The following is a 7305-nucleotide window of genomic DNA, read 5'->3' on the forward strand; positions in this document are numbered from 1 at the left end:
CGGGGAGGGTTTGGACCACGAAGGGCACGAAGGACACGGAGACGCGGCGACACGGGGACGCGGGGACGCGGGGATGGGGAGACGCGGGGATGGGGAGACGCGGGGATGGGGAGACGCGGGGATGGGGAGACGCGGGGAGGGTTTGGACCACGAAGGGCACGGAGGGACGCGAAGGCCTGGAAGTGCGAAGGCGTCTTGCAGCGTCAATCACATGTGTCGGATGAGGATTGTATTCAGGAATGGGTCGCCCGTACGAATCTACCTTTCCCTGGAATCCTGGATAAGTTTGAATTCCCGTTGCTCTATGTTACAATGGCGGGAGAGATGCCGGAAACGGAAAACAGGTAGGCAGCGACAGGTAATCGCAGGCGCGAGTCATGATGAGACCGATTCGGATCATGATAGCTGAAGATCACTCGCTGTTCGGGCACGGGCTCCGACGGGTGTTGAACATGGAGTCCGACCTTGAGGTGATTGCCGAAGTGGGTGACGGCAACCTGGCTGTGGAGCGGGCCCTCGAGCTGACGCCAGATGTTGTTCTGATGGATATCAATTTGCCCAAACGCAATGGTTTGCAGGCGACCCGGGAGATCACTTCCAGCCTTGACGATGTATCCGTGGTCGTTCTGACAGCCTACGACGACGAACAACAGATGTTCTATGCCATGCGGGCCGGTGCTTCTGCCTATTTTGGGAAAGATGTTTTGCCAGACGTGCTCGTCGAAGCAGTCCGGACCGTGGCTACTGGGCGTTATGTCATCGATGGCCGCACCCTGCAGAAACATGAGGTAATGCCCTGGCTGCTCAGCCGATTCGACGAGCTTTCTGAGGAGAGTAACCTGGATGAGGGTTCCCTGGTGCCGCTTACGAGGCGGGAGATGGAGATTCTGGGTTACATCGTAGAGGGCGAAAGCAATAAAACAATCGCCTTGAAGCTGGGAATCAGTCAGCAGACCGTCAAAAACCATATGAGCAGTATTCTGCGCAAGCTCTCCGCAAGTGACCGGACAGAGGCTGCCGTGGTTGCCTTGCGCAAGGGCTGGGTACCCCTGCAGGAAACCAGAGATGAAAAGGAAAGTTGACATTTTATGACTGAAACGCCTTCCGGCGGCGATGCAGGCCAGAGTTTTATCGAATACGCGTTGATTCTGATCCTGATCGCTATTGTCGTGCTTGCCATCTTTTTGATTATGGGGGATGAAATCAGGACCTTCATCAACGACCTGTTGCAGGCCTGGTTTCCCAGCTGACGTTAGTTAAATGTCGGGAAAATTCTGGGGGAGGGGAACGAGGGCGCCAGTCTCAAGCGTTCCTGTCCACGGAGCTTTACTCTGTAGGCGCTTGCAGCATCAACAACGCGCTCACAAAAATATTGCGCTGGCTGAACTGCCTCGCAGGGACCACAATTGGCAATTGCTCTCTGCCGTTAACAATTGATCGTTGACCACTGACAATTGACAATTAGCAGGGGGATTCGGGAACAAGGGGGAAAAAATGCCGAAATTGCCACCAATACTCTCAGCGATGGCACGCGGGCCAGAGAAGCGTGAGGTCGTCCCTCGACCATGGCATACGTTGCTTGATATACTGTTTCCGCCGCAGTGTGCCGGCTGCGGGAAGTCAGGAGTCAATATCTGCCCTGACTGCATGGGGCAGGTAACACCTGTGCCTCTTCCCATCTGTCGCCATTGTGGTCGACCCTGGGAAGGCCCGGGGGTCTGCCATAGCTGTCGATCCTGCCAGAGCCAACTCAAGGCGATTCGCTCAGCCTCGATCTATGCCCAACCTTTGGGAAAGATCATCTGGCAGTTCAAGTACCGAAATCGTCGGGACCTGGCACGTCCCCTGGGTGGCCTGTTGGCGTCCTACTGGATGGGCCATGTCGTACCGGTGGACATTGTGATGGCGGTGCCCCTGCACCCGACTCGACAGCGCGAGCGGGGATATAACCAGGCAACCTTGCTGGCGCAGCAACTCTGTTTCACCGCGCGGTTGCCACTGCTCGACGCAGGCATACTTCAGCGGGGCCGGCCAACCACCCAACAGGCCAGCCTGACTCGCCCTGAACGCCTGAAAAACGTGGCCGGTGCTTTTCAATGGCAGGGACCGGCGCTTTCCGATCTGAACATCCTGTTGATCGACGATGTGGCAACCAGTGGCGCCACGTTGGAAGCGTGCGCCACGGTCCTGAAAGGGGCAGGCGCCGCCAGCGTGCGGGCACTGACCGTCGCCCGGGCGGGGGACGAATACGGGAAAATAAGGTCTTCCAAGATCGCAAGAGTTGGGCTATAATGTAAGGGCAGGGGTTTGAAATTGCCAGCAAACTACCGGAAACGAGCGTTCCGATCGCTATTCAAGAATCTGGCGGTGACGTGGGGTGGTGAGGAGGTAGAATGAGAGGACAAAGAATCCTGGTCGTTGATGATAACCAGGATATCCGGGAACTGCTGGAATGCATCTTCAAACGGGATTCCATAGACATCCGCTCAGCGAGCAGTGGTCCGGAGGGCTTGCGGCAGCTCTATGCGTTTCAGCCCGACTTGGTCATCCTGGATATATTGATGCCCGGGATGGACGGATGGGAAACGCTGCGGCGGATTCGGCAATTGACCGATGTGCCTGTGATTATCTTGTCGGCGTTGAACATGGACGAGGACATCGTGCGGGGATTCGACCTGGGCGCCCACGATTTCGTGACCAAACCCTTCAGCGCAGATGTGTTGCTGGCCCGGGCAGAAAGGCTGCTGCGTCAGCGTACTGCAACCGATCGCATATCTGACGGTGTGGCGATCTTTGACGACGGCTACCTGCAAGTGGACCTGGAGTTTCGAAAAGTTCTGGTGGAGGGTAGAGAGGTCACGTTGACCCGAACGGATTACGATGTCTTCGAGTTTCTGGTGCGCCACAAAGGCCAGGTGCTCTCCAAACGCCAGATTCTTGCCGCTGTCTGGGGGTGGGAATACATCGACCATCCTGAGTACGTCCATACCTATATCTCGCGGTTGCGACGCAAGCTGGAGAGGGATCCAGCAACCCCTAAGTATATCCTGACCGAGCATGGGCTGGGATATTGTTTTGCGGGAGTACCCGATTTTTTGCAAACCACGGTTTGATCACCCTGGCCAGTATTGGTCATCTCGTTCGCTGCGAACAATGCGCTCTGGCGTGCACGTTTCGCAGCGTTTTTTTGTTCTCGTTGTGGAAGGCCTCGTGTTGAGAAAATGATTAGAAAATTGACAGGATTCTTATAGAGAACTTTAGGAATGTTTTAGAACTTTTTTAGAAACTCCAACTATTATGGGGTTGAAGGGTTTACGGTCGGTTTTTTGCAGCCAATATGAGTTACTCCGTGATATGTTTCATCGACCGATCTGCGCCAACGTTGGTGTGGCGAATATGGACCAGGCACGTGGTTTTGCAGGACCTTGGCCGCAGATTCCCCAACTGATTCGATATCCTCCGCGCTGTTACCCTGGGGAAGATCTGGTCTCAAAATGAATCGGGCGGTGATCTTGGAAGCAGTTTGATGGGTTTGGGCACAAGCACAGGCTGAGGTTGGGCGTGTGCAACAATCAATAATGGGCAATGTCGCCCATGGTGGATCGCTTTCTGTAAAGTAGTTTTCGCACTAAGGAGGGTTTGTTATGTTTGGACAGAGACAAGCCGGTCTCGTTCGCAATCGCCGGACATGGGTCTTTGGTATCCTGACTCTTGTCCTGATTCTGGCAACGAGCCTTGGGGCTTCGGCCAAGCTTATTGAGCCAAGCGAGTTGCTTGGTGAGCCAATGTTGGCTACCGATAAGCCCGCTTACGACCCCGGCGAGATTGTTACCGTCTGGGGAACCGGGTTTGAAGCCAACACCACTTATGACATTCCAGTCATCCGGCCGGATGGTGTTATCGCGATTTACGTTCCACCACCGGAGGGTCGTTCCATAGAATATGTGCCGGAGGATTGGCAGCCCGGATGGGAAAGTGTCACCTCGGACGAGAACGGCAGCTTCACCTACCTATATGATCTGAACGGTATGTGGGGCGCCTACGAGGTGCGCGCCTATTTGAACCCCTGGTCCGGCGACCTGAACGAAACACCCATCGCCAGTGTCTGGTTCTTTGACGGCGACAGGGACTTCAAACAGTGCGCTAACGATGGTAGTGCCGGGCTCGGCAACTGCGAATGGATCAATGGGATCCTCCAGCAGAGCAACTCCATCTACTATGAGGGCATGGGTGTGCCGCAGCGCACGATCTTCACCGATATTACGGTGCAATCGAATGACGAGCACTGGCTCACCTTCAAACATCAGGCTACGAAAGGTGGCGCTCATGCCTACGACTGGCTGGTTTCCTATGACCAGGCCATTCAGCTGGCCCTTGAGGCGGGCGTGCCGTTCCATGATCTGTACGGCCAGGTATGCGACGATGCGATCCCTGGTTCTATGCTTGATATCTGTAATATGATCAAACCGACGGTGAATACCAATTGCGTAGAGGTCGAAGTACCTGATGACGACTACCAGAGCAACCTATTCGCAAATGGCACTGGGTCGTATCAGGATCGTATCGATGAGTTCGAGGCTCAGTATGGCAATCGCACGGTCACCCTCTGTGGCGATGCCCTGATCACCAACGCATCCCTCACGCCGTTTGCTGGCCCGCCGCCTGGCCCGCCTGGTCACGAGAAGACGGACGATAGCGCTGCTGACGACTACATCCACTACCAGCTCAATTGGACTTCGGAGTCGAGCCATATATTGTTTTTGATGGCGGGACACATAGCTTCTAGCGCTGTCGACTATCCTGGCTGGGGTCCGGACATGGGTGCCAGCAGCATCAGCGGCGGGCCCTATCACTTCTCCCTGATGCAACTGGATGGCGCAGCGACAGGGTCAGTGGATAACCAGATCAAGGGCGCGGACATCCAGGAAGTCCGGGCCAAGAAGTCGGGATACAAGTGGCATGACCTGAATGCCGATGGCAACTGGGATCTGGACGAGCCAGCCCTGTCCGGTTGGACGATATGGGTTGATTATAACGATAACGGCATCATCGACCCTGATGATCCCGTTACCCCCGTGTATGATCCCGAGCCCTTTGCCGTGACGCAAACAGATGATCCGTTGACCATTGAGGACGAGACGGGCTTCTACGAGATCACCGGCATTCAGCCTGGCACGTGGAAGGTCAAGGAAGAGGCACAGGCTGGCTGGACATGCTCTTCCCCGAATCCGTGCTACCACGAAGAGACTTTCGAGAATGGTTTGACCTACCCGGACAACAACTTTGGCAACTACCAGAATGTCATCAAGTCTGGGTCCAAGTTTGGCGACACCAACAGTGATCACTCTTGGCAGCAGCCGGACGAGCCGGCGCTGGATGGCTGGACCATTCGTGTGTACGATGGTGTCGACACAGAGGTGGCAAGCGCGGTTACCGGCGCAGCCCCTTGGCCGCTCGGTTACTACGAGTTCAGCCTGAAACCTGGCACCTACAAGGTCTGCGAGGATGTGCAGCCGGGCTACAATCAGACCTTCCCGCAGGTTGGGACCGGCATTCTGACCTGCCCCAACGGAACGCTGGGCTATGAGATCACCTTGATCTCCGGCGAACCGGCTCACACGGACAACAATTTCGGCAACACGCCGGTGCTTCCATCCATTACCCTGGACAAGAGCGGCGATGAATTGTCCAAGATAGGTGATGAGGTGACCTACACCATCACCATCGAAAACACCAGCACACCGGGCACGCCTGCCCTGGAGTGCATCGTGTCCGATGCCCAGATCGAATTCTCCCAGCCCGTGACACTGAACCCGGGCGATGTTCAGACGTGGTCTCCGGCCTGGACGATCCCGGCTGATGCTTCCGATCCTTACGTCAACACCGCCTCGGCAACCTGTACCTATGTGGACAGTACCACGGAGGTAGCTTCGGCATCGGATGGCCATTCCATCGATCTCTTCCAGCCATCCGTAGAGGTAATCAAGGAAGGCGACACGCTGAGCAAGATAGGAGATGAAGTCACCTACGACTACACCATCAACAACACCAGTTCGGCTGACAGTCCGTCGCTGAACCTGGTCAGTGTGCTTGATACCGGCGATAACAACGGTGGGGCTGGATTGGGCAACCTGACGGCTGCGGCTAGCGCGGCAGGGTGTGACATCCTGGCTTCAGGTGGTTCCTGCAATTTCAGTGTGTCCTACACTGTGCTGGAAGGGGACGATGATCCACTGGATAACCGTGTAGATGTTCTCTACAATCCTGACGGCTTCCCCAACCCGATCACCGATTGGGATGACCATACGGTGCAGTTGTTCCAGCCGGCGATCGAGCTGACGAAGACAGGCGATGAAGAGAGCAAGGTGGGTGACGATGTTACCTACACGATCGGGATCGTCAACACCTCCTCGGCTGACTCGCCTGACCTGACCCTCGACAGCTTCGTCGACAGCCTGGTGGCGGGCGTTGTGCCGCCAGGCGCATGCAGTCCTTTGGCTCCAACAGCCGGCTGCACGTTCGACTATACCTACACGGTCCAGCCGGGTGATCCTGACCCACTGGTCAACACCGCCACGGCCGTCTACAACCCCGATGGCTTCCTGAACGAGATCTCTGGCTCTGACACGTGGAGAGTCGATCTGTTCTGGCCGGAGTTCAGCATCACGAAGACAGGTGATGAGCTGAGCAAGATAGGGGACGATGTGACCTACACCTTCACAATCGAGAACTTGTCGTCGACCGACCAACGGGCGCCGATCGTGCCGGTGCTGAACCTGGTGAGCATCGTCGACGATAAACTTGGCGACCTGTCCGGGCCGGCGACTACGGTCGGTTGTGACGTGCTGGACCTGGGTGAGATATGCTCCTTCCAGGTAACGCACACCATCCCGGATGATGCCAGTGACCCGTACGAAAACGAGGTGACTGCAGTGTACGGGGTGGATGAGTTCCCGAACCAGGTGACCCGCACGGCGCAGCACTCGGTGAATCTGTTCCAACCGGCCATCGAGCTGACGAAGACTGGTGACGAGTTGAGCAAGATCGGCGACCCCGTGGACTACACCATCACGCTGGACAACAACAGCTCACCTGACACGCCGAACCTGGAGTGCAGGGTGACTGATGCTCTGGTAGGCGTGGATGAGACCTTCACGATGGCCTCTGGTGATGCTCCGCACGTGATCAACGTGAACGGCTTCGAGATACCGGCAGGAGCTGGTGATCCGTTTGCCAACACGGCGGAAGTGATCTGTAGTCCGATCGGTTTCCTGAACGAGTATGATGACGATGCTACCTGGGAGA

General features: G+C 56.2%; 5 protein-coding genes. All 5 read left to right on the forward strand.

Features of this window, described 5'->3' with window-relative positions; translation table 11 throughout:
• Positions 1–377: 377 nt before the first annotated feature.
• A complete protein-coding gene (locus U9R25_20455) occupies positions 378–1082 on the forward strand; it encodes a response regulator transcription factor (GenBank protein ID MEA3338268.1) in 705 nt (234 codons plus the stop codon).
• 6 nt (positions 1083–1088) lie between these two features.
• Positions 1089–1250 (forward strand): Flp family type IVb pilin, encoded by a 162-nt coding sequence (locus U9R25_20460; protein MEA3338269.1) that lies wholly within the window; start codon positions 1089–1091, stop codon positions 1248–1250.
• A 274-nt stretch (positions 1251–1524) separates the two neighbouring features.
• Positions 1525–2292, forward strand: coding sequence for a ComF family protein (locus tag U9R25_20465; protein ID MEA3338270.1), 768 nt, complete (start codon positions 1525–1527; stop codon positions 2290–2292).
• Positions 2293–2393: 101 nt separating this feature from the next.
• Complete coding sequence (locus tag U9R25_20470) at positions 2394–3113, forward strand: response regulator transcription factor (protein ID MEA3338271.1); 720 nt, start codon at positions 2394–2396, stop codon at positions 3111–3113.
• 531 nt (positions 3114–3644) lie between these two features.
• Positions 3645–7305, forward strand: a 3661-nt coding sequence (locus U9R25_20475; protein MEA3338272.1) for a hypothetical protein, incomplete at its 3' end; no start/stop codon positions are given.

Source organism: Chloroflexota bacterium (assembly GCA_034717495.1).
GTDB lineage: Bacteria > Chloroflexota > Anaerolineae > JAAEKA01 > JAAEKA01 > JAYELL01.